Here is a 22,785-nt window from a genome sequence, read left to right as displayed (position 1 = left end):
GTCTCGGGTTAGCCGGCCTGGCGCGGCGGCTGGGGCTCGGCCGCCTCGCTGGCGATGGCCAGGGCCTCCTCGAGGACCTGTTGGTCGCCGATATGGTTGGCCAGCAGCAGGATCAGCCGAGCGTTGATGCGCTCGCTCTCCGCCTCGCTGCGCTCGCGGTGCACCTCGGTCAGCGCGGCGTAGAAGGCGTCCGGGTCGGTGAAGTGAGGGTCTAGCTCAAGCCGTGGCATGGCGGTCTCCCTGGTTGTCACGCGGAGTGTCGGAGGAAAGCGGGGCGAGCCGGGTGCCCAGCGCGCGCTGCAGCGCCTCGTCGATCCCTTGGGCCGAAATCTCTACCCAGCGGGCGGTGACGTGCTGGTCGGGACGAATCAGGTAGCCGCTGCCGGCGGCAAGGCCGTAGCGTTCGCCGATCAGGGTCTCGGCATCCTCGACCAGCGTACTGCGGGGCAGCTCGGTCAGGGCGTGGGGCGCTGGGCCGACGATCAGCAGGTCGAGATCGTCGCGCTCGTCCAGCAACCGGCCCAGGTCGGTGGCCAGCGTCTCGGCGCGGGCGCTGTCGACGCGGCCGTCGAGGAGCAGCACGAAACGGTTGCCGAGCTGGTTGAGCAGCCAGGCGTCCTTGCCCGCGAGCCGCACCGGGGCGTCCTTGGCGGGACTGCCGGGTCGCAGCTCGCGGGGGAAGCCCTCGGCGTCCGGGCCATTGAGCGGCGAGCCGTCGTAGCGACACGGCATCGACAGGCGGCCACTGTTGACCAGACGGCGGGCGAAGGGGTAGTGCTCGGCGAGCTCCAGGGTGGTGTCGCGGAACAGCCGGCTGATGCGACTCTTGGGGGTGATGAAGTCGGTGGCCCGGGTCGAGTTGAGGATATTCTCGGCGGCGCCGTGCTGGCGCTCGGTGTTGTAGGTGGCAAGCAGCGCCTCGGGGGCACGGCCCTTGAGCACGCGGGCCAGCTTCCACGCCAGGTTCTCGGTGCTCTGCAGGGCGCCGTTGGCGCCGCGGGCGCCAAAGGGCGAGACCTGGTGGGCGGCGTCGCCGACGAAGAACACCCGGTTGTGGATAAAATTGTCCATCTTGCGGCAGCGGAAGGTGTAGACGCTGGCCCACTCCAGCTCGAACTCCACGTCCTCGCCGAGCATCGCCTGCACGCGCGGGCGAATGTTCTCCTCCTTCTTCTCCTCCTCCGGGTCGGTATCCCAGCCCAACTGGAAGTCGATGCGCCAGACGTTGTCCGGCTGCTTGTGCAGCAGCACCGACTGGCCCGGGTGGAAGGGCGGGTCGAACCAGAACCAGCGCTCGGTGGGGAATTCGGCCTTCATGATCACGTCGGCGATCAGGAAGTGATCCTGGAAGATCTGGCCCTTGCTCTCTAGGCCCAGCATGTCGCGGATCTTGCTGTTGGCGCCATCGGCCACCAGCAGGTAGTCGCAGCTGAGGCGGTACTCGCCGTCCTGGGTGCTCACCGTGACCTGGCTGTGGTCCGGCTGGCTGTCTACCGCGGTGACCTTGTGCTTCCAGCGCAGATCGATACGCTCGGCCAGTGCGTCGGCGCGGTCGACCAGGTACTCCTCGAAGTAGTACTGCTGCAGGTTGATGAAGGCCGGCATGCGGTGGCCCTCTTCCGGCAGCAGATTGAAATCGTAGACTTCCCGCTCCTGGAAGAAGACCCGGCCGTGCTGCCAGGTCACCCCCTTGTCGATCATCGGCTGGCCCGCCCCCAGGCGGTCGAGGATTTCCAGGGTGCGCTTGGCGAAGCAGATGGCCCGTGAGCCCACGCTCACGGTGTTGTTGTCATCCAGCACGAGGCAGTCGAGGCCCTGCTGGGCCAGGTCGATGGCGGCGGCGAGGCCCGTAGGGCCGGCGCCGACGATCACCACCGGGCAGTGACGGATGTCGTCGCGGTCGAGTTCCGGCGGGCGTCGATAGGGGTAGACGGGATTGTTGTAGGTCGTTGGCATGCGGTGCTCCCATGGGGCCGCCGGGTGCTCGGCGCCCGGCGGCGGGTCACGGTCCGAAGGAGGGTCCCGGGGGATGCTTACTGGTTCTCGACGACGTCCTGCAGCGAGTGCCACATCTCGGTGTCGCGCTCGGCGGTCCAGATGCGCGGGTCGGGGTGCTCGCCGCCGGCCTCGTCATAGCAGCGAGTGATGTCGAACGGCAGGCAGTGGTCGAAGATCACCCAGTGGCCGTACTTGGGCTTGAGTTTGGCGTAGGTCTCGGCGTAGCACTCGGAGAGCGGTTTGCCGGCGGCCTTGCCGGCCTTGACGCTCTCGTACATGTCGGCGAGGAAGTCGCGGGTGCCCTGGATAGCCTCCTGGCACTGGGCGGGGTTGGTGAGCGCCTCGCCGCGGCCCGGCACCAGCTTCTCGGCGCCCAGGGCCTGGACCCGGTCCAGGGTGGTCGGCCAGTCCTCGTGGTAGGCGTCGCCGGTGTAGGGGGTGGCGCCATACTCCACCAGGTCGCCGGAGAAGAGCACCTTCTCCTCGGGCAGCCAGACCACGGTGTCGCCCTTGGTGTGGCCGCGGCCGAGGTGGATGAGGCGCACCTCACGCTTGCCCATGAACAGCGTCAGCTCCGTCTGGAACACGATGTTTGGCCAGGTCAGGCCGGGTACCGAGTCCACCCCCTTGAACAGTCGCGGGAAGCGGCCGACTTCGGACTCGTAGTCTTGCTGGCCGCGCTCGACGATCAGGTCGTAGGTATTCTGGCTGGCGTAGATGTTCTCGGCGTCGTAGGCGGAGGCGCCGAGCACGCGCACGGCGTGGTAGTGGGTCATCACCACGTGCTTGATCGGCTTGTCGGTGACCTCGCGAATGCGGCGGATCACGTCCTGGGCCATGATCGGCGTGGCCTGGGTGTCGATGACCATCACGCTGTCGTCGCCGATGACGACGCCGGTGTTGGGGTCACCCTCGGCGGTGTAGGCGTAGAGGCCCTCGGCCAGCTGGGTGAAGCTGACCTGCTTCTCTTCGGTATCGGCGTGCGAGGCAAATTTCTTGCTCATGGTTCCTCCGGTGTCGTCAGGGGTATCGCGCGAATCGATCATAGTTTCTCGTGAAACCGTATGTCCAGCGAGGCGCGATCGCGAGAAAGGACCGTACTGAACGAGAATGGCAAAAAATTGCTTGAGATCATCTATTTCTGGGCGAATTGCTACCTAAGTCTAATTCTGTTTTCCCGTGAATTTAGTTGCGAAGGAGAATAATCGCCGGCATGGTGAGAGCGTCACCCAACCTGGTTGGATGCTCGCTACCCGCCAGCGCCGCGAGGGCCCAGCCAACAACAATGTGCGTGAATCGCCATCACCTGTGACGACATGAGGAGCACACAATGAACAATGCAACCCGCCTGATGATTGGCGCCGCGGCAGCAGCCAGTATTGGCCTTGCCAGCCCGGCGCTGGCCCAGACCACCATCAACGTGAGCAGCTGGGGTGGGCCCAACCATGGCATCAATACCATCGTCTGGCCCACCTGGAAGGCGTGGATCGAGGAGGCAACCGAGGGTCGGGTGACGCTTCAGGTCACCGAGGATCTGGGGCCGCCCGCGTCCCAGATGGCGCTGGTTGCCGACGGGGTCGCCGATGCTAGCTGGATCTTCCACGGTCACATGCCGGGCCGTTTCGAGCTGACCAAGCTGCCGGAATTCCCCACCTTCGAGGCGTTCTCCTCCGAGGCTGCGTCATCCGCCTACTGGGAAACCTTCGAGGCGCATCTCGCCCAGGCGGGCGAGCATCGCGGCCTCGAAGTCATGGCCGTCGGGGTGCACGGCCCGGGGCAGATCTTCACCGCCGACAAGGTGGAAACCTTCGACGAGCTCGAGGGTCAGCGGGTGCGCACCGGCGGCGGTCTGATGAGCGACCTGGCGGATGCCATCGGCGTGACCGGCGTGGCGCTGCCGCCGACTGGCGTCTACGAGGCGGCCTCGCAGGGGGTTATCGACGGGGCCATGCTGACCCTCGAGGGGCTGCGCAGTTTCCGCGTGGCCGAGGTGTTGCCGTACACCCTGACGGTGGAAGGTGGGTTCTATCGCGGCAGCTTCGCCATCGTCATGAATCCCATGGTCTGGGACCGTGTCTCGGCGGAGGATCGCGAGGCCATCGAGAGCGTATCGGGTGAGCAGCTGTCACGCCTGTTCGGCTACATGATGGATGCCTCCGACGAGCGCGGCGTCGAATTCGCCGAGGAGCTCGGCAACACCTTCACCCAGGCCTCCGAAGAAGACATTGCCATGCTCAAGGGTGTCACCGACGAGCTGATCGAGGCGTGGGCCGACAAGGTCAGCCGCGGCGAGCTGGATGCCCGCGAGGCGCTGAGCTTCTTCCGTGAGCAGCTCACCGAGGCCGCCGAGGGCGAGAGCATCGAATCGCGCGTGGTGCAGCAGTAATTCCCATCTGGAGCCGATCATGACAAGCCTGTCGACTCGTTGGCAGCACGTCGGCCGGGTCATGCAGATGGGGCTCGAGGGGGTGGCGGGCGCCACCCTCTTTGCCATGATGCTGCTGACCACGGCGGACGTTGCCGGCCGTTTCTTCTTCAATTCGCCGATTCTCGGTGCCGTCGAGCTGACCCAACTGATGCTCGCCGCGGTAGTGTTCCTGTCGCTGCCGGTGGTGTGCTGGCGCGAGGAGCACGTCAGCGTCGACTTGCTCGATGCCATTTTTCCCTCGCGGCTGATCTGGATTCGCCAGATGCTCGTCAACCTGATCGTCGCCGTCGCCCTGTGGGTCATGGCGGGCAGGGTCTGGGCCCTGGGCGAGCGGGCCTTCCAGTGGGGAGACGTGACCGAGTTCCTGCGCATCCAGACCGGTTACCTGATCTACCTGATCGCAATCATGCTGGCGGTGTCGGCCGCCCTCACCCTGTTGCGGGCCGTGTGCTACCTGCTGGAGGGGATCGGCAAGGTCGAGCGGGGAGGCCCCCTTAGTCCCGAGAAAGGTCCGGGAGGCGATCAATGATTGAAGCATTCTACGGCTTTGCGGCGCTGCTGCTGCTGGCCTTCCTGCGCGTGCCGCTGGCCTTTGCCATGGGCATCGTCGGCTTTGTCGGCTTCTACTACCTGACCGGCAACTGGATGGCCGCCGAGTCCATGGCGGCGCGGCGGGTGATCGACACGACCATGGACTATGGCCTGTCGGTGATTCCGCTGTTCATCCTCATGGGCAACCTGGTTTCCCATGCGGGGCTCTCGGACGCGTTGTTTCGCGCCTCCAACGGCTTTCTCGGTCATCGCAAGGGCGGCCAGGCCATGGCCACCATCGTCGCCTGCGGTGGCTTCAGCGCCATCTGCGGCTCGAGCCTGGCCACCTGCGCGACCATGGGCCGCGTGGCCATGCCGCAGATGCGCAAGTACGGTTACAAGGACTCGCTGGCTTCGGCGTCGATCGCCGCCGGCGGCACCCTGGGCATCCTGATTCCACCCAGCGTGATGCTGGTGATCTACGGCATCCTCACCGAGACCAGCATCCGTGAGTTGTTTGCGGCGGGCTTCATTCCCGGGATGCTGGGCATCGTGCTCTACTTGGGCGCGGTGAAGTGGGTCATGTGGCGCGACCCCGACGCCGGCCCCGCCGGTGAGGTGGTGCCCTGGAGCGAACGGATCGCCGCACTGAAGAGTGTGGGCAGCACCTTGGCGCTGTTCGTGCTGGTGATCGGCGGCATCTACCTCGGCATCTTTACCCCCACCGAGGCCGCGGGCATTGGTGCCATGGGCGCCTTCGTCATCGCCCTGGTGCGTCGCGCGCTGACGCCGCAGGTGCTGATGGACGTGCTGATGGACACCGTGCGCACCACCGCCATGCTCTTCGCCGTGGTGCTCACTGCGCTGATATTTGCCAACTTCATCAACCGCGCCGGGCTGCCGGGCGAGCTGCTGACGTTCGTCAATGGCCTGGAGATGGCGCCTTTTATGGTGATCCTGGTGATCATCGCGATCTACGTGCTGCTGGGCTGCGTGTTCGAGAGCATGTCGATGCTGCTGCTCACCGTGCCGGTGTTCTTCCCGGTGGTGGCGGGGCTGGGCTACGACCTGGTGTGGTTCGGGATTCTGGTGGTGATCGTGATCGAGATCAGCCTGATCACCCCGCCGGTAGGGATGAACGTCTTCGTGCTGCGGGCGGTGCTGCCGGACGTGAGCACCGGCACCATCTTCCGCGGGGTGACGCCCTTCTGGGTGGCGGGCACGGCGCGCGCGTTGCTGGTGCTGATCTTCCCGGGTATCGTGCTGTTCCTGCCGCAACTGCTCTATTAGAGCCTTGGGGAGAGTGATCATGAAACGTGAGGGAGCACAGGGCGAGGGCCCGGCCTTGGGTCAGCCGGCCAAGCAGGAGCTGGATCTCAACCAGTTCCTGCCCTATCGGCTCAATAGCCTGGCCGACCGCATCAGCCAGGCCCTGGCGCAGCTCTACGAGGAGCGCTATCAGCTCAATATCGCCCAGTGGCGGGTGCTGGCCTGGCTCAGCCACTGCGATGAACTCTCGGCCAAGCAGATCTGCGAGGCGACGCGCATGGACAAGGCGCGCGTCTCGCGGGCGGTGCAGGCCCTGGAGGAGCGCGGGCTGATCAGTCGCCGTCCCTCGCCGCGCGACCAGCGGCTCCACGAGCTGCGCCTCACCGAGCCGGGTCAGGCGCTGCTTGCCGAGCTCCTGCCCGAGGCCCAGGCCTGGGAAGCGGAGCTGGTCGCGACCCTCACCGCCGGGGAGTACCGCGACCTCCTGAACATCATGCGCAAGCTCGAGCGTCAGCTCGAACGGCTGGGCTGAGCGACTGAGTTGAGCGTCAGTGCTCGTTTCGGGGGGCAGGGCATGTGGTGGCCCCCGTCGCCTTGAGGTCCATCACCAGGCGCACGTGGAAGTCGCCGGCCATGTTGCAGCGGGTGCGGCCTTCGCCGGCGAAGTCGACGAAGCAGTCCTGCTGGGAGTGGCCGCCGGCGCTCGCCTGGTTCCAGTACCAGCCGGATGGCGTGTCGGGAAAGGCGGCGGTGTCGATGGCGACGCCCGCCGTGCTCGGCGCTTGCATCAGTGAGCGCAGCTCGAAGAAGCGAGGTAGCCGCCAGGGGCAGCCGGCGCTGGCTTGTGCCTCGGCGTAGGTTTCGGCCTCGGCCAGCGTGACGCCGGCCGCCTCGCCCTGACAGCGTCCCTCGGCGACGGTCTGGCCCAGGCTGCAGCGCTGCCACACCAGGTCCTCGGCGCTGTCCACCACCACGCCCTCGACGGGAAAGCGAAAGCGCTCCGTTTCGCTGCCGATCGCCAGCGGCGCCGCCAGGGCCAGTGAGAGCAGGGCAACGCGACAGGTTGTCATGCCTCGGCCATCGACTCGCGGGCGGCGGGGACCTGGCCGCCCAGACGGGCGGTGATCTCGGCAGCGGTGTCGCGCACCAGCTCGCCCAGCTCGCTGAGGCGCGCTTCGGGAATGCGCGCCATGGGCCCGGAGACCGAGATCGCCGCCAGCGGGGTAGCGTGCTCGTCGTGGATGCAGGCGGCCACGCAGTGCAGGCCCACGGCGTGCTCTTCGCGGTCGCAGGCATAGCCCAGGCGGCGCACCTCGGCGAGGTCGGCGCGCAGCGACTCGGCGCTGTGCAGGGTGTTGGCGGTGACCCGGGCCAGGCCGCGCTCGGCGAGGATGCGCTCGAACTCGTCGTCGGGCAGCCAGGCCATCAGTGCCTTGCCCACCCCCGAGGCGTGCAGCGGCGCCCGGGAGCCGAGTCTTGTGATCATGCGCATCATCTGCGGCGACTCGCTCTGCGCCAGGAACACCGCCGTGCCGCCGTCGCGGATGCCCAGGTTGGCGGTCTCGCCGGTCTGGGCGGTCAAGCGGCGCAGGTAGGGGCGGCTGGTGGCCACGAAGTCGCGCGCCTCGAGAAAGCTGTTGCCGATGCGGAAGGTCTTGACGTCCACTTTCCACACCCCGAGCTCGCTATCCTGGGCGATGAAGCCCTGGCTCTGCAGCGCCTGCAGCAGTCGGTGGGTGGTCGAGGGGGCCAGGTCGACCGCCTCGGCCAGCTCGGAGAGCGCCAGTCCGCCCGGTGTCGCGGCCAGGCGCTCGAGCAGGGTCAGCCCGCGCACCAGCGACTGGCTGTGGCCGCTGGCGCTCTTGCCGGGGCCGGGCGGGCGCCCGACCGTTCTGCGTTTGCCTTCACTCACCCGTGACTCTCCTCGTGCGGGGAAACCTCATGCCCACAGGATACCCACTTGGACAGGCGCTGTCTCGACTGCGGAAATGCCTTCCATTCCCTTGCCGGCTCAGCGGTGCCGCCATTGCGGGGCGCGCTTGGCGATGAAGGCGTCGATGCCCTCGGTCACGTCCTCGGCCATCATGTTGGCGGCCATGGTGTCGCCGGCAAGGCCGTAGGCTTCATCCAGGGGCAGTTGCAGCTGGCGCTGAAACAGCGCCTTGCCGGTACGCAGCGCCACGGCGCTCTTGGCGGCGATGGCCGCGGTGAGCTCGCCGAGGACATCGTCGAGGGCGTCGTCGTCGGCCACGCGGTTGACCAGTCCCCAGTCCAGGGCCTGGTCGGCATCGATGAACTCGCCGGTGAAGAGCATCTCCAGGGCGCGCTTGCGGCCGATGGTGCGCGACAGCGCCACCGCCGGCGTCGAGCAGAACAGCCCGACATTGATGCCGGAGACGGCAAAGCGCGCCGAGCGGGCGGCCACCGCCAGGTCGCAGCTGGCCACCAGCTGGCAGCCCGCGGCGGTGGCCAGGCCCTGCACCCGGGCGATCACCGGCACCGGCAGGGCGACGAGGCGCTGCATCACCTCGCCGCAGCGGGCGAACAGCGTGCGGTAGTAGGCCTCGTCGGGAGTGGCGCGCATTTCCTTGAGGTCGTGGCCGGCACAGAAGGCGCGCCCTTCGGCGGCGAGCACCACGCAGCGTACGCGCTCGTCCGCGGCGAGCCGGTCGAGCTCGCTGCCCAGCGCCTCGAGCATCGCCTCGGAGAGGGCATTGAACTGGCCGGGGCGGTTCATCGTCAGGGTGGTCACGCCGGCGTCGTCGTGGCGGCGCAGCGGACGGTCGTCGTCGGATGCCATGGGGTCTCCTCGCAGGTGACGGTTTCGGCCGACCAGCCTAGCGCGTCATGACCGCCATTCGGTACGCTTGCGACCAAAGACGATGGCGTTTCACGGGGAGGTCAGCATGGCCGATTTCGCGGAGACGGAGCTGCACAAGGGGATGCCGGAGTTCGGCCCCGACCTGCTCGCGGACGTCAGCCTGCCCGCGGCGGTGATCCACGAGGCGCCGCTTGCCCACAACCTGGCGTGGATGCAGCGCTTCGCCAGCGACCACGGCGCGCGCCTCGCCCCTCACGGCAAGACCACCATGACGCTGGCGCTCTTCCATCGCCAGCTGGCGGCGGGGGCCTGGGGCATTACCCTGGCCACCGCGCCTCAGTGCCGAGCGGCCTTCGCCCACGGCATCAAGCGGCTGCTGATGGCCAACCAACTAGTCGGCGAGGCCAACATGGCGATCGTCGCCCGGCTGATCGAGGCGGGCGCCGAGTTCTACTGCGTGGTGGACAGCGCCGCCAACGTCGACCACCTGGGGCGTTACTTCGCCGCCTGCGGCCTGCGCCTGCCGGTACTGGTCGAACTGGGCATCGACGGCGGACGCTGCGGCTGCCGCGACCAGGACGCCGTGCTGGCGCTCGCCGAGCGGGTGGCCAGCGAGCCAGCGCTGGTGCTCTCGGGCCTGGAGGGCTACGAGGGGGTGGTGCAGGGCGACGACCCCGCGCGTGACGTGCGCGACTACGCCTGGCATCTGGTGGAGGCGGCCCAGACGCTCGACCACGACGGCCTGATCGAGGCGCCCGCGCCGCTGATCACCGCCTCCGGTTCGGCGTGGTACGACCTGATCGCCGCGGTCTTCCAGGAGGCGCGGCTCGGCCCCCATTTCGTGCCGGTGCTGCGCCCCGGCTGCTACGTGGTGCACGACCACGGCCTCTACCGCCGCGCCCAGCAGGGCGTGCTGGGGCGTCGCCCGGAACTCGAGCGGGGGCTCAAGCCGGCGCTCGAGGTGTTCGCCCAGGTGGTCTCCCTCCCCGAGCCGGGCCTGGCCATCGTCGGCCTGGGCAAGCGCGATATCGGCGTCGACCAGCTGCCCGAACCGCAGCGCCGCTATCGCGAGGGCGGCCGGGCCGACCGCCCCCTGCCGGTCGACGGCTGGCGGGTCACCCGGCTGATGGACCAGCACGCCTTCGTGGCGCTGCCGAGCGACCCGGACGGCGACAACGGCGAGGTGCGCGTCGGCGACATCGTCGCCTTCGGCACCTCCCACCCCTGCCTCACCTTCGACAAGTGGCGCCGCCTTTGCCGGGTCGACGAGCGGCTGCAGGTTGTCGAAGTGCTGGAGACCTGGTTCTAGCCGCCCCTATGCCTCGTAGTTGGTCTCCGAGTAGAGCACCCGCACGCGCAGGGTGTGCGCTACGTGGCGCAGGGCGTCCAGCGCCCGGGGGCCGTAGGCCTTGTCCACGTCGATGACCACGTAGCCGACCTTGTCGTTGGTCTGCAGGTACTGGCCGGAGATGTTGATGTCGTTCTCCGAGAGCACGCGGTTGATCTCGGAGAGCACGCCCGGCACGTTGTCGTGGATGTGCAGCAGGCGGTGCTTGTCGGGGTGGGCCGGCAGGGCCACTTCCGGGAAGTTGACCGAGGTGACGGTGGTGCCGTTGTCGGAGTAGGTGATCAGCTTCTCGGAGACCTCGATGCCAATGTTCTCCTGCGCCTCGAGGGTGGAGCCGCCGATGTGCGGGGTGAGGATGACGTTGGGCAGGCCGCGCAGGGGGCTGACGAACTCCTCGGCGTTGCCCTTGGGCTCCACCGGGAAGACGTCGATGGCGGCGCCGGCTAGGCGGCCGGCCTCGATGGCCTCGGCCAGGTCCTCGATCACCACCACGCTGCCGCGGGAGGCGTTGATCAGGATGCCCCCCTGCTTCATCAGCGAAAGCTGCTCCTTGCCGATCATCCACTTGGTGGAGGGCACCTCGGGGACGTGCAGGCTCACCACGTCGGCGCGTGCCAGCAGTTCCTCGAGGCTCGCAACCTGGGTGGCGTTGCCCATGCCGAGCTTGGTCACCACGTCGTAGTAGAGGACGTTGAAGCCGAGCGACTCGGCGAGCACCGAGAGCTGGGCACCGATATTGCCGTAGCCGACGATGCCCAGCGTCTTGCCGCGTGCCTCGTGGGAGTTCTTGGCGCTCTTCAGCCAGCCGCCCTGGTGAGCGCGGGCGGTCTTCTCGGGGATGCCGCGCAGCAGCATGATCGCCTCGGCCAGCACCAGCTCCGCCACCGAACGGGTGTTGGAGTAGGGCGCATTGAACACCGGGATGCCGCGCGAGAGCGCCGCCCCCAGGTCGACCTGATTGGTGCCGATGCAGAAGCAGCCCACCGCCACCAGCTTCTCGGCGGCGGCGAAGACGCGTTCGGTGAGCTGGGTGCGCGAGCGGATGCCGATGAAGTGGACGTCGCGGATCTTGTCGATCAGCGAGGCCTCGTCCAGCGAGGTCGGCAGGTGCTCGATGTTGGTGTAACCGGCGTTCAGGAAATTGTCCACTGCGCTCTGGTGGACGCCCTCGAGCAGCAGGATCTTGATCTTGCTCTTGTCCAGGGACGTTTTGGCCATGGTCGAATCAACCCCTTGATGGTGCGAGCCGTCGGCGACCTGGCCGACGGAATCGGGCGGGAGACAGGGCGCACATGGTAGCACAGCGGGCCGCCACGAAGATGAAAATGCTGCGCCGCGCGCATGAGGGCGCTGCACGTTGGGCAGACGACCCCCGGGGGAGAGCGTGTATACTGTCGCCCTTTGATCGACATCGACAGCCGACAGCGGTGACGGGCGATACCCCATGACAGACCACGACAAGCAGTCCACCGGGCCCACGGCAGGCGAGGCGACGGACGCCGATTTCGCCGGCACGGTCGAGCGGCTAGAGCGGCTGGTCGAGCAGCTGGAGTCCGGCGAGCTGTCGCTGGAAGGGTCGCTTTCCGCCTTCGAGGAGGGCGTGCGCCTGACCCGCGATGCCCAGCGCCGCCTCGACGAGGCCGAGCTGCGCGTGCGCACCCTGACCGAGCGCGCCGACGGCGGCGTCGACCTCGAGCCGTTCGGTCCCCCGGCGGAGGACGACGGTGAACGCTGACTCGCTGTCTGTCCGGCTGGCCGCCGACCGCGCCCGGGTGGATGCCTGCCTGGCGCGGCTGTTCGAGGCGCGCCAGGCCCCGGCGCCCCGCCTCGACGCCGCCATGCGCCACGGCCTGCTGGTGGGCGGCAAGCGCCTGCGCCCGGTGCTGGTGTACCTCGCCGGACGCGCCCTGGGTGCCGCCGACGAGGCGCTCGACGCCCCCGCCGCCGCCGTGGAGCTGATCCACGCCTACTCGCTGGTGCACGACGACTTGCCGGCCATGGACGACGACGACCTGCGCCGCGGCCAGCCCACGGTGCATAGGGCCTATGACGAGGCCACGGCAATCCTGGCCGGCGACGCCCTGCAGTGCCTCGCCTTCGAGGTGCTGGCCGACGCCGGCCATCCGCGCCTGCCGGCGCAGGTGCGTGTCCTGGCCGAGGCCGCCGGCCGCGACGGCATGGTGGGCGGCCAGGCGCTGGACCTCGCCGCGGTGGGCGGCCACCCTGACGTCGAGGCGCTGGCCAGCGTGCACGCCCACAAGACCGGGGCGCTGATCCGCGCCGCGGTGCGGCTGGGGGCGTTGACCGCGGTCGCGGCGAGCGACCCCCGCGTGGCGGCCCTGGACCGCTACGCCGCGGCCATCGGCCTGGCCTTCCAGATCCATGACGACGTGCTCGACGTGGCCGGTGATACCGGCACCCTGGGCAAGGCCTCCGGGGCCGATGCGGCGCGCCACAAGCCCACCTACCCGAGCCTGCTGGGGCTCGAGGGCGCTCGCGCCCGGGCCGTGGAGCTGGTCGAGGAGGCCGTCGCCACCCTGGCCACTCTGGGCGATGCCGCCGCCCCGCTGGCGGAACTGGCCCGCTACATGATCGAACGTGACCACTGACTCCACAGGGCATCCATGAAGCTCTACGACGACATCCCCGCCGAGCGCCCGCACACGCCGCTGCTCGACACCCTGGATACCCCGGCGGCGCTGCGCGCGATGACCACCGCCCAGCTGCTCCAGGTGGCCGACGAGCTGCGCGCCTACCTGCTCTACAGCGTCGGCGTTTCGGGCGGCCACTTCGGCGCCGGGCTGGGCGTGGTCGAGCTCACCGTCGCCCTGCACCATGCCTTCGAGACGCCCCACGACCGGTTGGTGTGGGACGTGGGTCACCAGGCCTATCCGCACAAGATCCTCACCGGGCGTCGCGAGGCGATGACCACCATTCGCCAGCACGGCGGCCTGGCGGCCTTCCCGCGGCGCGCCGAATCGGAGTACGACACCTTCGGGGTGGGCCACTCCAGCACCTCGATTTCGGCGGCCCTGGGCATGGCGCTGGCCGCGCGTACCCGCGACGAGAAGCGCCGCGTCTGCGCGGTGATCGGCGACGGCGCGCTCACCGCGGGCATGGCCTTCGAGGCGCTCGCCCATGCCGGCCACGTCGACGCCAACCTGCTGGTGGTGCTCAACGACAACGAGATGTCGATCTCCGAGAACGTCGGCGGCATCGCCAGCTACCTGGCCAACATCCTCTCCAGCAAGCCCTACCTCGCCATGCGCGAGGAGAGCAAGAAGGTGCTGGCCCACCTGCCCGGCGCCCTGGAGCTGGCCCGGCGCACCGAGGAGCACATGAAGGGCATGGTCAGCCCGGCCACGCTCTTCGAGGAGATGGGGTTCAACTACATCGGGCCCATCGACGGCCACGACCTGCCCACCCTGGCCCAGACGCTGCGCAATATCCGCGACCTGGAGGGGCCGCAGTTCCTGCACGTCAAGACCTGCAAGGGGCGCGGCTTTCTGCCCGCTGAGGCCGACCCCATCGGCTATCACGCCATCACCAAGCTGGAAAAGAGCGAGCCGGCCAAGCAGGGTGCCACCCCGCCGCCGCTCAAGCCTGAGGCCGCGCAGGAGGCCAAGCCGAAGCCGCGCAACGATTCCATGCGCCCGAAACCGCGCAAGTATTGCAACGTCTTCGGCGACTGGCTGTGCGACATGGCCGCCGCCGATGCGCGGCTGATCGGCATCACCCCGGCGATGCGCGAGGGTTCCGACCTGGTGCGCTTCTCCCGGGAGTACCCGGAGCGCTACTTCGATGTGGCCATCGCCGAGCAGCACGCGGTGACGCTGGCCGCGGGCCTCGCTTGCGAGGCGATGAAGCCGGTGGTGGCGATCTACTCCACCTTCCTGCAGCGCGGCTACGACCAGCTGATCCACGACGTGGCGGTGCAGGGGCTCGACGTCACCTTCGCCCTCGACCGCGCCGGCCTGGTCGGCGAGGACGGCCCCACCCACCACGGCGCCCTGGATCTCAGCTACCTGCGCTGCGTGCCGGGGATGGTGGTGCTGGCGCCGGCCGACGAGGCGGAGTGCCGCGCCATGCTCAGTGCCGCCTATCACCATCCCGGCCCGGCGGCGGTGCGCTACCCTCGAGGTACCGGCCCGGGGGTGGCGATTCCCGAGCACTTGGAGGCGCTTCCGATCGGCCGGGCCGAGTGGCGGCGCGAGGGCGGCAAGGGTGGCCCGCGGGTGGCCCTGCTCGCCTTCGGCAGCCTCAACGGCCCGGCCGCCGAGGTCGCCGAGCGCCTCGATGCCAGCCATCTCAACATGCGCTCGGTGAAGCCGCTCGACCGGGAAGCGGTGCTCGCCGCCGCCGACGGCCACGACCTGCTGGTGACGCTGGAGGAGAACGTGGTGGCCGGCGGCGCCGGCAGCGCAGTGGGCGAGTTGCTGGCCGCCGAGGGCGTGCAGGTGGCGCTGCTCCACCTCGGCCTGCCCGACGCCTTCGTCGAGCACGGCAAGCCGGCGGAGCTGCTGGCCGACTGCGGCCTGGACGCCGACGGCATCGAGGCGTCGATTCGCGCCCGCCTGGCCGGCGGCGCGCGCTGAGCCTTTCACTTGTCCGCATAGCGAGGCTGTCATGCTGTTTCTCATGTTGCTGGGTGCGCTGCTGGGGCTGGTCATCGCCGGCCCGCTGGGGTTGCTGGTCGGCGGTGGCCTGGGCTGGTGGTTGGGGCGCCGGCTACGCCGGACCCTGGTCGATGCCCGGCACCAGGCGCAGTCGCGCTTCTTGAACTCGGCGTTCTCGGTGATGGGCTGCCTGTGCCAGGCGGACGGTCAGGTCTCGGACGACGAACTCGACGTGGCGGAGACGCTGTTCGACCGGCTCCACCTGCAGGGCGAGCAGCGCGACCTGGCTCGAGCGGCCTTCCAGCGGGGTCGCGCCTCTGATTTCGATCTGGAGGGCGAGCTCGCCGAGGTGAGCCGCTTCACCCGCGGCCAGCCGGCCCTGCGCCAGGTCTTCCTGCAGGTGCAGCTGTCGGCGATCGCCGCCGATGGCGAGCTGCACCCCGCCGAGCACGAGATGATCCTGCGGGTGGCCCAGGGGCTGGGGTGCAGCGAAGCGGAAGTCGCCCAGATCGAGGCCATGCTGCACGGAGCGAAGGCCCAGTCGACCGGGGCCAGCGAAGCCGCCCTGGCCGACGCCTACCGGGTGCTCGGCGTCGAGCGGGATGCCAGCGATGCAGAGATCAAGAAGGCCTATCGCCGCCTGATGAGCCAGAACCACCCCGACAAGCTGGCCGGCAAGGGCCTGCCCGAGAGCATGCGCGAGGTCGCCCAGCAGCGTACCAGCGAGATCGGCAACGCCTACGAGCGCATCCGCCAGGCCCGTGCCGCCTGAGACGGCCGCGGCTCGCCTCAGGCTGGGTAGGGCAGCACGGCGGTGTAGATGGCGAAGTAGTGGCAGGTGCTGCCGCCGAGCACGAACAGGTGCCAGATGGCGTGGTTGAAGGGGATCGCCCGCACGGCATAGAAGAGCACGCCCAGGGTGTAAGTGATCCCCCCGGCCACCAGCAGGGCGATACCCACGGGGGAGAGCCGGGCCGCCAGCTCGTCGCCGGCCACCACGACCAGCCAGCCCATCACCAGGTAGATGCCGACGCGCAGGGCGCCGAAGCGCTGTGGCCAGGCGAGCTTGCAAGCGATGCCGCACAGCGCCAGCCCCCACACGGCGGCCAGCAGGCTCCAGCCGACCGGGCCGCGCAGGTTGACGAGCAGGAAGGGCGTGTAGGTGCCGGCGATCAGCAGGTAGATGGCGCAGTGGTCGAACAGCTGGAACAGCCGCCGGAGATCGGGGCGGCGAAAGCTGTGGTAGAGGGTGGAGGCGGTGTAGAGCAGCACCAGGGTGGTGCCGTAGAGGCTGATGCCGACCAGTTTCCAGGGATCGACCTGTGCGGCGAGGCTCGCCAGCACCAGCAGTACCACCATGCCGGCGAGGCTCAGGCCGGCGCCGATGCCGTGGCTGACGCTGTGCAGCAGCTCCTCTGCCCGCGAGAAATCGTGCCCCGCCGCGCTGTCGCACTTGCCCATGCCCGAACTCCTTCGGCCGTCGTCCCCGGATTGGCGCGCCGTCACGCGCCCAATTCCTTATCGACACGCTGAACTGAGAACGGTTCCTGTCACGGGTCAGGGCTTGCGCTCGATGTCCACGTCGCTGGCCTGGGTGAAGTCGCCCAGCGCCATCATGTGGCCGAGCTTGCCGGCCTTGGTGGAGAGGTACTGCTCGTTGTGCGGGTTGAGGCCGGTGGTGAGCGGCACGCGTTCGGTCACGCTGACGCCGGCGTCGGTCAGGGCGGCGACCTTGCGCGGGTTGTTGGTCATCAGGCGCAGGGCGGCGACGCCCAGGTGCGCGAGCATGGGCACGCAGAGGTCGTAGCGGCGCAGGTCGGCGCCGAAGCCGAGCTGCTCGTTGGCCTCCACGGTGTCGGCGCCCTGGTCCTGCAGGTGGTAGGCGCGGATCTTGTTGAGCAGGCCGATGCCGCGCCCCTCCTGGCGCAGGTAGAGCAGCACCCCGCGCCCTTCGTCGGCGATGCGCTTGAGCGCCTCCTGCAGCTGGTAGCCGCAGTCGCAGCGCATGGAGAAGAGGGCGTCGCCGGTCAGGCACTCCGAGTGCACCCGCCCCAGCACCGCCTCGCCGTCGGCCACGTCGCCGAGCGTCAGGGCGATATGGTCCTTGCCGGTGGCCTCGTCCTCGAAGCCATGCATGGTGAACGTCGCCCAGGGAGTGGGCAGCCGGGAGGCGGCGATGAATCGAATCGTCACGGGGTACCTCGGTGAAAGACCACGGCGCTGCCGGAGACAGACCCGCCATTCTAGCAGGAACGCCGGCCGGGCTCACGGCCCGCGCAAGGCGCCGACCTTGGCCTCGGTCAAGCCGGGCGCCGAACGATGCGCTACAATGTCGCGACATTTCCTGTGGATGACCGCCTGCATGGAACTCAAGAACGACCGCTTTCTGCGCGCTCTGGCGCGTCAACCCGTTGACCGCACGCCGGTCTGGATGATGCGCCAGGCCGGCCGCTACCTGCCGGAGTATCGTGCCACCCGGGCCGAGGCCGGCAGCTTCATGGATCTGTGTCGCAACCACGACCTGGCCTGCGAGGTCACCCTGCAGCCGCTGGAGCGCTACCCGCTGGATGCCGCCATTCTCTTCTCGGACATCCTGACGATTCCCGATGCCATGGGGCTGGGGCTCTACTTCGAGACCGGCGAAGGACCCAAGTTTCGCAAACCAGTGCGCACGGCCGAGGATGTCGCCGCGCTCAGTGCGCCCGACGCCGAGCGCGACCTGGACTACGTGATGCGTGCGGTGTCGACCATCCGCCGCGAGCTGAACGGCCGGGTGCCGCTGATCGGCTTCTCCGGCAGCCCCTGGACGCTCGCCACCTACATGGTCGAGGGCGCCTCGAGCAAGGACTTCCGCCACGTCAAGAGCATGCTCTACGACACGCCGAGCGTGATGCACGACCTGCTCGATACCCTGGCCACGGCGGTCACCGACTACCTCAATGCCCAGATTCGCGCCGGGGCCCAGGCGGTACAGATCTTCGACACCTGGGGCGGGGCGCTCTCCACCCCGGCCTACCTGGAGTTCTCGCTGCGCTACATGGAGCAGATCGTCGCCGGGCTGATCCGCGAGCAGGACGGCAGGCGCGTGCCGGTGATCCTGTTCACCAAGAACGGCGGCCAGTGGCTGGAGGACATCGCCCTGGCCGGCCCCGACGCCGTGGGGCTGGACTGGACCACCGAGCTGGCCGATGCCCGCGAGCGGGTGGGCCACAAGGTGGCGCTGCAGGGCAACCTCGACCCCAACGTGCTCTTCGCCCGGCCGGCGGCGATCCGTGCCGAGGTGGCGCGCATCCTCGACAGCTACGGCCACGGGCCGGGGCATGTCTTCAACCTGGGCCACGGCATCAGCCAGTTCACCGACCCGGATAACGTCACCGCCTTCATGGAGGCGCTGCACGAGCTGAGTCCCCATTTCCATCGCGCCATCCAGCACGCCAGTGTCTGAGTCGGACCGGCTTGTCCGCTGGCACGACCGGCGCCGCCTCTGGGCGGCGCTGGCCGTGCTCGCCGCCCTGGTCATTGCCCTGGGCAGCCTCGCGCCCGGCAGCGAGATGCCCAGTCGCCTGCCCTGGGACAAGGCCAACCACTTCATCGGCTACTCGGGGCTTGCCGGGCTCGCCGCCCTGGCCGGCCTGCGCCTGCCGCTGGCATTCCTCGCCGCGTTGCTCTTCGGCACGCTCATCGAGTTCGCCCAGGTGTGGGTGCCGGGACGCAGTGGCGGCGACGTGGCCGATATCCTCGCCAACGCCCTGGGAGCCGGTGTCGCGGTGCTGCTGCTGGGGGGCCTGCGGCGCTACCTCAGGCTGTCCTAGCGTCCGCCTCAACAACCATCGGCGCCCCGCCACCTTCGGGAGGCGGGGCGACGTCGTTGGGGCGCCCGTTCAATGGATCTCGGCGCGCTCGATCACCACTGTCTCGTCCGGCACGTCCTGGAAGGGGCCACGATTGCCCGTGGGCAGCGTCTCGATTGCCTCGACCACCTCCATGCCCTCGACCACGCGGCCGAACACCGCATAGCCCCAGGTCTGGCCGGAGGCCTTGCTCTGGTGATCGAGGAAGGCGTTGTCGGCGACGTTGATGAAGAACTGGGCGGTGGCGGAGTGGGGGGTGCCGGTGCGCGCCATGGCCAGGGTGCCGCGATCGTTGGAGAGGCCGTTGTCGGCCTCGTTGGTGATGGGGTCGCGGGTCGGCTTCTGGCGGAAGTCGGAGTCGAAACCGCCGCCCTGGATCATGAACCCCTCGATCACGCGGTGGAAGAGGGTGCCGTCGTAGTGCCCCTCCTGCACGTAGGTGAGGAAGTTGTTGACGCTCTGCGGGGCCTCGGCCTGGAACAGCTCGATGGCGATCTCGCCGTGGCTGGTGTGCAGGGTGACGTCGGCGGCGTCGCTGTCGGCGCCGGCCGTCAGCGGCAGGGCGGCGGCCACGAGCAGGGGCAGCAGGGTAGGTTTCAGCACGGTCGGGCTCCTTGGCGGTGGTGAGGGGGTCAGCTTACGGCCTGGGCGTCGGCTTGTCAGGCGTGGGAGCGGCCCTCTCCAGGCGCCCTGCGGGGCGCCGCCGGGTGACTTTGACCTGGGTCACAAGGGGCGCGGGAAAAGAGGTATCCAGTATGGATTTTATCGCCCGTTCGCCGGACCATCGCGGTATGCCGGTCGAGTCGCCCGCCTGTCGCGGGCGCTCGCCCCCGACGATTCCCGACCCGATGCGTCCGGTCGCGGCGCCCAACGGCGCCGATGCCGGCAGGAGGTGGTCCATCCATGGTGGCCGAACTCGGCAACTTTGCCCTGATCCTGGCGCTGTGCCTGGCGGTGCTGCAGGGCGTGCTGCCCCTGCTGGGTGCCCAGTGCGGCGATCGCCGGCTGATGCGCTCGGGGCGTTTCCTGGCCACCGGCCAGTTCGTCTTTCTGGCCGCCAGCTATGCGATGCTGACCTGGGCCTTCGTGGTCAGCGACTTCTCGGTGCGCTACGTGGCGAGCCAGTCGAGCCTCTCCCAGCCGCTGCTCTACCGCCTCACGGCGGTGTGGGGCGGCCACGAGGGCTCCATGCTGCTCTGGGCGCTGATCCTGGGCGGCTGGGGCCTGGCCGTGGCGGTCTTCAGTCGCGCCCTGCCGCGGGAGATGCTGGCCCGGGTGCTGGGCGTGCTGGGGCTGGTCTCGGTGGGCTTCATCGCCTTCACGCTGTTCACCTCCAACCCCTTCGGTCGCATCGTGCCCGGCCCCGCCGACGGCCGCGGCATGAACCCGCTGCTCCAGGACCCGGGCATGATCCTGCACCCGCCGCTGCTCTACATGGGCTACGTGGGCACGGCAGTGGTGTTCGCCCTGGCCATCGCGGCGCTGCTCGGCGGCCGCCTCGACGCCGCCTGGGCGCGCTGGTCGCGGCCCTGGACCACGGTGGCCTGGGTGTTCCTCACCCTGGGCATCGCCGTGGGCGCCTGGTGGGCCTACTACGAGCTGGGCTGGGGCGGCTGGTGGTTCTGGGACCCGGTGGAGAACGCCTCCTTCCTGCCCTGGCTGACCGCCACCGCGCTGATCCACTCCCTGGCGGTGACCGAGAAGCGCGGCGGCTTCAAGGTGTGGACGCTGATGCTCGCCATCCTCACCTTCGCGCTCACCGTGCTGGGCACCTTCATCGTACGCTCCGGGGTGATCACCTCGGTGCACGCCTTTGCCACCGACCCGCAACGCGGCGTCTTCCTGCTCGGCCTGCTGGCGCTGACCCTGCTCGGCGCGCTGTCGCTCTACGCCTGGCGCGCCCCCAAGGTGGGGCTGGGCGGCGCCTTCGGCGCCTACTCGCGGGAGTCGCTGCTGCTCGCCAACAATGTCCTGCTGACGGTGGCCTGCGCAGTGGTGTTCATCGGCACCCTCTACCCCCTGGTGCTCAGCGCCCTGGGGCTGGGCAAGATCTCGGTGGGCCCGCCCTTCTTCGATACCGTCTTCACTCCCTTGATGCTGCCGCTGCTGCTGCTGGTCGGCCTCGGCCCCACGGTGGCCTGGAAGCAGGCGAGCCCCGCGACCACCCTGCGCGAGCTGCGCGGCGTGGCCGCCGTCAGCGTGGTGCTGGGCGGGCTCTGGCCGCTGGCCATGGGCACCTGGCACCCGCTCACCTCGCTCGCGCTGATGCTCGCCGTGTGGATCGTCGCCACCGCGCTGCTCGACATTCGCAAGCGGCTGGGCAGTGGGCGCCAGCCGCTCGACACGCGGATCAGGCGCGTCACCCGGCCAGCCTTCCTGGGCATGCACCTGGCCCATGTGGGACTCGCGCTGGTGGTGGTGGCCATCGCCATGGTCAAGAGCTACGAGGTGGAGCGCGACGTGCGCCTGGCGCCCGGCGAGAGAGCCACGGTCGCCGGTTATGACTTCCGCATGGAGAGCGTCTCCCTGGTCGCGGGCTCCAACTACGAGGCCGACCAGGCGACGCTGACGGTGACCCGCGACGGCCGGCCGGTGGCCACGCTCGTGCCCCAGCGGCGCTACTACGACACCCAGCCCGACAACCCCATGAATCAGGCCTCGCTGCATCGCGCGGCGACGCGCGATATCTACGTCTCGCTGGGCGAGCGCCTGGAGGGCGAGGCCTGGAGCCTGCGGCTCTACTACAAGCCCTACATGGCCTGGATGTGGAGCGGCGCGCTGCTGATGGCGCTGGGCGGCCTGCTGGCCGCTGCCGACAAGCGCTACCGACTGCGCCGGCGCGCACCGGCCGCTGCCGACGCACCCCTCGGTCGCGCGGTTGGCGAGGGGGTGGGCGCATGAAGTGGCGACTGCTCCTGCCCCTGGCGGCGGTCATGGCCCTGCTCGGCGTGCTGCTGGTCGGCCTGGGCCTGAATTCCCGCGAGTTGCCCTCGCCGCTGGTGGGTCAGCCGGCGCCGGCCTTCACCCTCACCGCGCTGGAGGACCCGGAGCGCGTGCTCACCGAGGCGGACTTCATCGGCGAGGTGGCGCTGGTCAACGTCTGGGCCACCTGGTGCAGTACCTGCCGCGCCGAAAAGCCGCTGCTCATGGAGCTCGCGGGCCGCGGCATTCCCATCCACGGCATTAACTACCGCGACGAGCGCGCCGCGGCGAGGCGCTACCTCGCGATCAGCGACAACCCCTACCGCACCATCGCCTTCGACCCCGAGGGCGACGCCGGCCTGGAGTGGGGCGTCTACGCCACGCCGGAGACCTACCTGCTCGATGCGAAGGGGGTGATCCGCTACAAGCGCACCGGGCCGCTGAGCCGTGAGCTGATACGCGACGAGGTGCTGCCCTTGATCGATGAGCTGCGTGCCGAGCAGCGGGAGGGGACGTCATGACACGACTGGCTTGGCGGGGCGGCCTGCTGCTGGCGGCCTGGCTGCTGCCTGCGGGCCTGGCCCTGGCGCTGGCCATCGGCGCCCCCGGCGAATTTGCCAGCGACGCCGAGCGCACGCAGTACGAGACACTGATCCGCGAGCTGCGCTGCACGGTGTGCCAGGGCGAGACGATCCACGAATCCAATGCGGCGCTGGCCGGCGACATGCGCGAGCGGGTCTACGAGATGACCCGCGACGGCCAGAGCGCCGCGGCGATCGTCGACTTCATGGTGTCGCGCTACGGCGACTACGTGCGCTATCGCCCGCCGCTGCAGGCCAACACCGCCCTGCTATGGGCCAGCCCCCTGCTGCTGCTGCTGGCCGGCGGCGGCGTATGGTGGCGGGTGGTGCGCCAGCGACGCGCGACCACCGCGCCGCCGACGTTCACGGCCGAGGAGCGCGCGGCGCTCGAGCGGCTGAGGCGCGGCGACTGACCCTAAG

General features: G+C 69.2%; 24 protein-coding genes. 14 read left to right on the top strand and 10 right to left on the bottom strand.

Annotated elements, in window-relative coordinates; genetic code table 11:
• Positions 1–8: 8 nt before the first annotated feature.
• The 3 genes from FEF15_RS03840 to FEF15_RS03830 all read right to left on the bottom strand — a co-directional run bounded on the left by FEF15_RS03840 (position 9) and on the right by FEF15_RS03830 (position 3,002).
• Complete coding sequence (locus FEF15_RS03840) at positions 9–230, bottom strand: DUF2783 domain-containing protein (RefSeq protein WP_163557828.1); 222 nt, start codon at positions 228–230, stop codon at positions 9–11.
• A complete protein-coding gene (locus tag FEF15_RS03835) occupies positions 217–1,956 on the bottom strand; it encodes an FAD-dependent oxidoreductase (protein ID WP_163557827.1) in 1,740 nt (579 codons plus the stop codon). Before FEF15_RS03835 ends, FEF15_RS03840 begins: the two co-directional genes overlap by 14 nt.
• A 77-nt stretch (positions 1,957–2,033) precedes the next feature.
• Complete coding sequence (locus FEF15_RS03830; protein WP_163557826.1) at positions 2,034–3,002, bottom strand: MBL fold metallo-hydrolase; 969 nt, start codon at positions 3,000–3,002, stop codon at positions 2,034–2,036.
• Between the two features lie 326 nt (positions 3,003–3,328).
• On the opposite strand from FEF15_RS03830, the gene FEF15_RS03825 reads away from it, so the two are divergent.
• The 4 genes from FEF15_RS03825 to FEF15_RS03810 are packed head-to-tail and all read left to right on the top strand — an operon-like array spanning position 3,329 to position 6,758.
• Positions 3,329–4,384: a TRAP transporter substrate-binding protein gene (locus tag FEF15_RS03825; RefSeq protein WP_163557825.1), complete on the top strand. Its 1,056-nt coding sequence runs from the start codon at positions 3,329–3,331 to the stop codon at positions 4,382–4,384.
• Positions 4,385–4,403: 19 nt separating this feature from the next.
• Complete coding sequence (locus FEF15_RS03820; RefSeq protein WP_163557824.1) at positions 4,404–4,955, top strand: TRAP transporter small permease; 552 nt, start codon at positions 4,404–4,406, stop codon at positions 4,953–4,955.
• Entirely contained in the window at positions 4,952–6,247 is a 1,296-nt protein-coding gene (locus tag FEF15_RS03815) for a TRAP transporter large permease (protein WP_163557823.1), read from the top strand. Before FEF15_RS03820 ends, FEF15_RS03815 begins: the two co-directional genes overlap by 4 nt.
• A gap of 19 nt (positions 6,248–6,266) precedes the next feature.
• Positions 6,267–6,758 (top strand): MarR family winged helix-turn-helix transcriptional regulator, encoded by a 492-nt coding sequence (locus FEF15_RS03810; RefSeq protein WP_163557822.1) that lies wholly within the window; start codon positions 6,267–6,269, stop codon positions 6,756–6,758.
• Positions 6,759–6,774: 16 nt separating this feature from the next.
• Here the strand turns inward: FEF15_RS03810 and FEF15_RS03805 are convergent, their stop codons facing one another.
• The 3 genes from FEF15_RS03805 to FEF15_RS03795 form a co-directional block, all read right to left on the bottom strand.
• Entirely contained in the window at positions 6,775–7,296 is a 522-nt protein-coding gene (locus FEF15_RS03805) for a DUF1566 domain-containing protein (protein WP_163557821.1), read from the bottom strand.
• On the bottom strand, positions 7,293–8,138 hold the full coding sequence (locus FEF15_RS03800) for an IclR family transcriptional regulator C-terminal domain-containing protein (protein WP_163557820.1): 846 nt from the start codon (positions 8,136–8,138) through the stop codon (positions 7,293–7,295). The genes FEF15_RS03805 and FEF15_RS03800 overlap by 4 nt, the downstream gene beginning before the upstream one ends.
• A 99-nt stretch (positions 8,139–8,237) precedes the next feature.
• Entirely contained in the window at positions 8,238–9,026 is a 789-nt protein-coding gene (locus tag FEF15_RS03795; protein ID WP_163557819.1) for an enoyl-CoA hydratase, read from the bottom strand.
• A 106-nt stretch (positions 9,027–9,132) separates the two neighbouring features.
• On the opposite strand from FEF15_RS03795, the gene FEF15_RS03790 reads away from it, so the two are divergent.
• Entirely contained in the window at positions 9,133–10,356 is a 1,224-nt protein-coding gene (locus tag FEF15_RS03790) for an amino acid deaminase (RefSeq protein WP_163557818.1), read from the top strand.
• Between the two features lie 6 nt (positions 10,357–10,362).
• On the opposite strand, the gene serA is transcribed toward FEF15_RS03790, so the two are convergent.
• Positions 10,363–11,613, bottom strand: a complete 1,251-nt coding sequence (gene serA / locus FEF15_RS03785; RefSeq protein WP_163557817.1) for a phosphoglycerate dehydrogenase — start codon at positions 11,611–11,613, stop codon at positions 10,363–10,365.
• Positions 11,614–11,839: 226 nt separating this feature from the next.
• Here serA and FEF15_RS03780 point away from each other — a divergent pair, with 226 nt between their 5' ends.
• From FEF15_RS03780 to djlA, 4 genes are read left to right on the top strand one after another with little or no spacing between them, the layout of a single operon-like run.
• The gene (locus FEF15_RS03780; RefSeq protein ID WP_163557816.1) at positions 11,840–12,130 is read left to right on the top strand and encodes an exodeoxyribonuclease VII small subunit; all 291 of its coding nucleotides are present in this window, start codon (positions 11,840–11,842) and stop codon (positions 12,128–12,130) included.
• A complete protein-coding gene (gene ispA / locus FEF15_RS03775) occupies positions 12,120–13,004 on the top strand; it encodes a (2E,6E)-farnesyl diphosphate synthase (RefSeq protein ID WP_163557815.1) in 885 nt (294 codons plus the stop codon). Before FEF15_RS03780 ends, ispA begins: the two co-directional genes overlap by 11 nt.
• 15 nt (positions 13,005–13,019) lie before the next feature.
• The gene (gene dxs / locus FEF15_RS03770) at positions 13,020–14,990 is read left to right on the top strand and encodes a 1-deoxy-D-xylulose-5-phosphate synthase (RefSeq protein WP_163557814.1); all 1,971 of its coding nucleotides are present in this window, start codon (positions 13,020–13,022) and stop codon (positions 14,988–14,990) included.
• A 31-nt stretch (positions 14,991–15,021) separates the two neighbouring features.
• Positions 15,022–15,783: a co-chaperone DjlA gene (gene djlA, locus FEF15_RS03765; protein WP_163557813.1), complete on the top strand. Its 762-nt coding sequence runs from the start codon at positions 15,022–15,024 to the stop codon at positions 15,781–15,783.
• A 17-nt stretch (positions 15,784–15,800) separates the two neighbouring features.
• Here djlA and FEF15_RS03760 read toward each other — a convergent pair whose 3' ends face one another.
• The gene (locus FEF15_RS03760) at positions 15,801–16,472 is read right to left on the bottom strand and encodes a hemolysin III family protein (protein WP_163557812.1); all 672 of its coding nucleotides are present in this window, start codon (positions 16,470–16,472) and stop codon (positions 15,801–15,803) included.
• A gap of 96 nt (positions 16,473–16,568) precedes the next feature.
• Positions 16,569–17,204: a GTP cyclohydrolase II gene (gene ribA / locus FEF15_RS03755; protein ID WP_163557811.1), complete on the bottom strand. Its 636-nt coding sequence runs from the start codon at positions 17,202–17,204 to the stop codon at positions 16,569–16,571.
• A 169-nt stretch (positions 17,205–17,373) separates the two neighbouring features.
• Between ribA and hemE the strand changes: the two genes are divergently transcribed.
• Together hemE and FEF15_RS03745 are read left to right on the top strand one after the other, a co-directional pair.
• A complete protein-coding gene (gene hemE / locus FEF15_RS03750; RefSeq protein WP_163557961.1) occupies positions 17,374–18,456 on the top strand; it encodes a uroporphyrinogen decarboxylase in 1,083 nt (360 codons plus the stop codon).
• On the top strand, positions 18,449–18,823 hold the full coding sequence (locus tag FEF15_RS03745) for a VanZ family protein (protein ID WP_163557810.1): 375 nt from the start codon (positions 18,449–18,451) through the stop codon (positions 18,821–18,823). Before hemE ends, FEF15_RS03745 begins: the two co-directional genes overlap by 8 nt.
• A gap of 69 nt (positions 18,824–18,892) precedes the next feature.
• Here the strand turns inward: FEF15_RS03745 and FEF15_RS03740 are convergent, their stop codons facing one another.
• Positions 18,893–19,417: a peptidylprolyl isomerase gene (locus tag FEF15_RS03740; RefSeq protein ID WP_240454069.1), complete on the bottom strand. Its 525-nt coding sequence runs from the start codon at positions 19,415–19,417 to the stop codon at positions 18,893–18,895.
• Between the two features lie 348 nt (positions 19,418–19,765).
• Here FEF15_RS03740 and FEF15_RS03735 point away from each other — a divergent pair, with 348 nt between their 5' ends.
• The 3 genes from FEF15_RS03735 to FEF15_RS03725 are packed head-to-tail and all read left to right on the top strand — an operon-like array spanning position 19,766 to position 22,778.
• Positions 19,766–21,763: a heme lyase CcmF/NrfE family subunit gene (locus FEF15_RS03735; RefSeq protein WP_163557808.1), complete on the top strand. Its 1,998-nt coding sequence runs from the start codon at positions 19,766–19,768 to the stop codon at positions 21,761–21,763.
• Positions 21,760–22,305: a DsbE family thiol:disulfide interchange protein gene (locus FEF15_RS03730; protein ID WP_163557807.1), complete on the top strand. Its 546-nt coding sequence runs from the start codon at positions 21,760–21,762 to the stop codon at positions 22,303–22,305. Before FEF15_RS03735 ends, FEF15_RS03730 begins: the two co-directional genes overlap by 4 nt.
• Positions 22,302–22,778, top strand: a complete 477-nt coding sequence (locus FEF15_RS03725) for a cytochrome c-type biogenesis protein (RefSeq protein ID WP_163557806.1) — start codon at positions 22,302–22,304, stop codon at positions 22,776–22,778. Before FEF15_RS03730 ends, FEF15_RS03725 begins: the two co-directional genes overlap by 4 nt.
• The last annotated feature ends 7 nt before the right edge of the window (positions 22,779–22,785 follow it).

Origin of the sequence: Halomonas sp. NO4, from assembly GCF_010994375.1 — a bacterium.
In the GTDB taxonomy this organism is placed as follows: Bacteria; Pseudomonadota; Gammaproteobacteria; order Pseudomonadales; family Halomonadaceae; genus Halomonas.
Note: the sequence above shows the minus strand (reverse complement) of the source record. Positions and strands in the feature narration are given on the sequence as shown.

Bases quoted from the DNA above. Each gene is read 5' to 3' on its own strand.
- FEF15_RS03760 (WP_163557812.1), bottom strand. From the start codon at position 16,472: ATGGGCAAGTGCGACAGCGCGGCGGGGCACGATTTCTCGCGGGCAGAG.
- FEF15_RS03725 (WP_163557806.1), top strand. From the start codon at position 22,302: ATGACACGACTGGCTTGGCGGGGCGGCCTGCTGCTGGCGGCCTGGCTG.
- FEF15_RS03840 (WP_163557828.1), bottom strand. From the start codon at position 230: ATGCCACGGCTTGAGCTAGACCCTCACTTCACCGACCCGGACGCCTTC.
- dxs (WP_163557814.1), top strand. From the start codon at position 13,020: ATGAAGCTCTACGACGACATCCCCGCCGAGCGCCCGCACACGCCGCTG.
- FEF15_RS03815 (WP_163557823.1), top strand. From the start codon at position 4,952: ATGATTGAAGCATTCTACGGCTTTGCGGCGCTGCTGCTGCTGGCCTTC.
- FEF15_RS03730 (WP_163557807.1), top strand. From the start codon at position 21,760: ATGAAGTGGCGACTGCTCCTGCCCCTGGCGGCGGTCATGGCCCTGCTC.
- FEF15_RS03805 (WP_163557821.1), bottom strand. From the start codon at position 7,296: ATGACAACCTGTCGCGTTGCCCTGCTCTCACTGGCCCTGGCGGCGCCG.
- FEF15_RS03835 (WP_163557827.1), bottom strand. From the start codon at position 1,956: ATGCCAACGACCTACAACAATCCCGTCTACCCCTATCGACGCCCGCCG.
- FEF15_RS03810 (WP_163557822.1), top strand. From the start codon at position 6,267: ATGAAACGTGAGGGAGCACAGGGCGAGGGCCCGGCCTTGGGTCAGCCG.
- FEF15_RS03735 (WP_163557808.1), top strand. From the start codon at position 19,766: ATGGTGGCCGAACTCGGCAACTTTGCCCTGATCCTGGCGCTGTGCCTG.
- serA (WP_163557817.1), bottom strand. From the start codon at position 11,613: ATGGCCAAAACGTCCCTGGACAAGAGCAAGATCAAGATCCTGCTGCTC.
- FEF15_RS03825 (WP_163557825.1), top strand. From the start codon at position 3,329: ATGAACAATGCAACCCGCCTGATGATTGGCGCCGCGGCAGCAGCCAGT.
- FEF15_RS03790 (WP_163557818.1), top strand. From the start codon at position 9,133: ATGGCCGATTTCGCGGAGACGGAGCTGCACAAGGGGATGCCGGAGTTC.
- FEF15_RS03780 (WP_163557816.1), top strand. From the start codon at position 11,840: ATGACAGACCACGACAAGCAGTCCACCGGGCCCACGGCAGGCGAGGCG.
- FEF15_RS03830 (WP_163557826.1), bottom strand. From the start codon at position 3,002: ATGAGCAAGAAATTTGCCTCGCACGCCGATACCGAAGAGAAGCAGGTC.
- hemE (WP_163557961.1), top strand. From the start codon at position 17,374: ATGGAACTCAAGAACGACCGCTTTCTGCGCGCTCTGGCGCGTCAACCC.
- FEF15_RS03820 (WP_163557824.1), top strand. From the start codon at position 4,404: ATGACAAGCCTGTCGACTCGTTGGCAGCACGTCGGCCGGGTCATGCAG.
- djlA (WP_163557813.1), top strand. From the start codon at position 15,022: ATGCTGTTTCTCATGTTGCTGGGTGCGCTGCTGGGGCTGGTCATCGCC.
- FEF15_RS03795 (WP_163557819.1), bottom strand. From the start codon at position 9,026: ATGGCATCCGACGACGACCGTCCGCTGCGCCGCCACGACGACGCCGGC.